1 protein-coding gene is annotated in these 1,455 nt (G+C 45.7%); it reads right to left on the bottom strand.

What is annotated here, in order from left to right:
- Nucleotides 1-60: 60 nt before the first annotated feature.
- The coding region (locus AN394_RS21085) for an ISNCY family transposase (protein ID WP_055022512.1) at nt 61-1,455 on the bottom strand (1,395 nt) is incomplete at its 5' end.

Genomic DNA, 1,455 nt, shown 5'->3' with positions numbered 1-1,455 from the left:
TGTGATTACCAAGGGATACTGACGGTATAAGTACCAAGCGATTTTGACGTAATCACACTATCAATGTTGCCGAGCTTCGGCAAGTTTTGCTAACCGTAACGCAGTCGTATTCATATTTTCCCTTAGCCAGATATTGCGAACGCCGCTAGCATGTATGTCGACGTTTCTTTCAGACTTGAGCAGCCTTGACACTTTGGATTGTCCCATGTGTGGGTTAGCTAGTGAGAATTCGATGACGACTTCCTCAATGGCTCTGTCTGTACGATTTTTGTGGTGAAGATTTGGCGTTTCCTGACGTTTTAGCGATTCGATTCCACCTTGTTTTATCAGCTTACGATGGCGGTAAATAGTATCGCGGGAGACACCACTTAGGCGGGAAGCTTCTGCCACATTTCCTAGCTTTTCAGCCAGAGCCAATACATCAAGCTTCTTCTGGAGCTCATAGTCTTCCGAGGATAGCTTTTCAGGCTCCGTTACTTCGGTTACCTGTAGTTTTCGTCCGGCGAAGTACGCATCGAACCGCTTATTTTTACCCGTACGAATTTCGATTTTTTGGTTTGTGATTGAGTGCTTAAGCGGTGAGTCGATGAAGTAGAGTTTTCCCCTGAAGCTAAACGTATGGTCGTTACGGATCTTCCGGTAGACCTTGGTGATGCAGATATCATCAAGATTGGTGTAGCGTGATACAGGCGTATATTCGGTGTCTGATGTTTTAGATTTTACCATCAGGTTTTTACGCCAGAACTGCGGGATGAAGACGTGTTGGAGGTAGCTATTAGCGCCCGTCATGTCAGTAATATTGTTGAGCCGTAACTCCGGTATCAACCTGTCTTGTAGAGTATCGAAGGCACGTTCAATACGACCTTTTCCTTGAGGAGAACTAGCAAAGATGATTTCAATTCCTAACTCCTCACAGGCCCGTTGCATCTGAGAGAAATTGCAACGTTTAGGACCACCAAAGATGCCAGCTCTATCAACATATAGAGTTTTAAACACGCCGAATTTCTCAACAACTGAGCGCATAACTTTCATACACCCTTCAGTCGTTTCTGACGGAAAAAACTCTGCATGGATATCGCTGTTAGCATCATCAATCATAGCGATTAAGCACGACTTTTTATCACCGAACCAGCGATGTGTACTGCCGTCCATTTGCAGCATTAGCCCTGGTGCTTCCATCCGTTCTCTGCGTTTATGGACACGGCTACGCCTACGCTTGGCTCGTTTTACATGATGGATATCATGTGCCCACTTACGCAGTGTCTCGCGCTTAACAACAATGTGTTCGTGAGCCTCAAGCATCTCGGCGAGGTGCAATAGATTCAGATCATAGTATTTCTCGCGGATCAGCGACTGAACTTGCTGCTTAAGCCTATCTGGAGTTTTATTAATTGGCTCGCTGCCTGTATTCCCGTGAACAACGAATTGTAGACCTTGGCTTCGGTAACGCTGCAA

Source organism: Pseudoalteromonas sp. P1-26, from assembly GCF_001401795.1.
Classification (GTDB): domain Bacteria; phylum Pseudomonadota; class Gammaproteobacteria; order Enterobacterales; family Alteromonadaceae; genus Pseudoalteromonas.
This window is presented reverse-complemented; position numbering and strand designations above follow the sequence as displayed.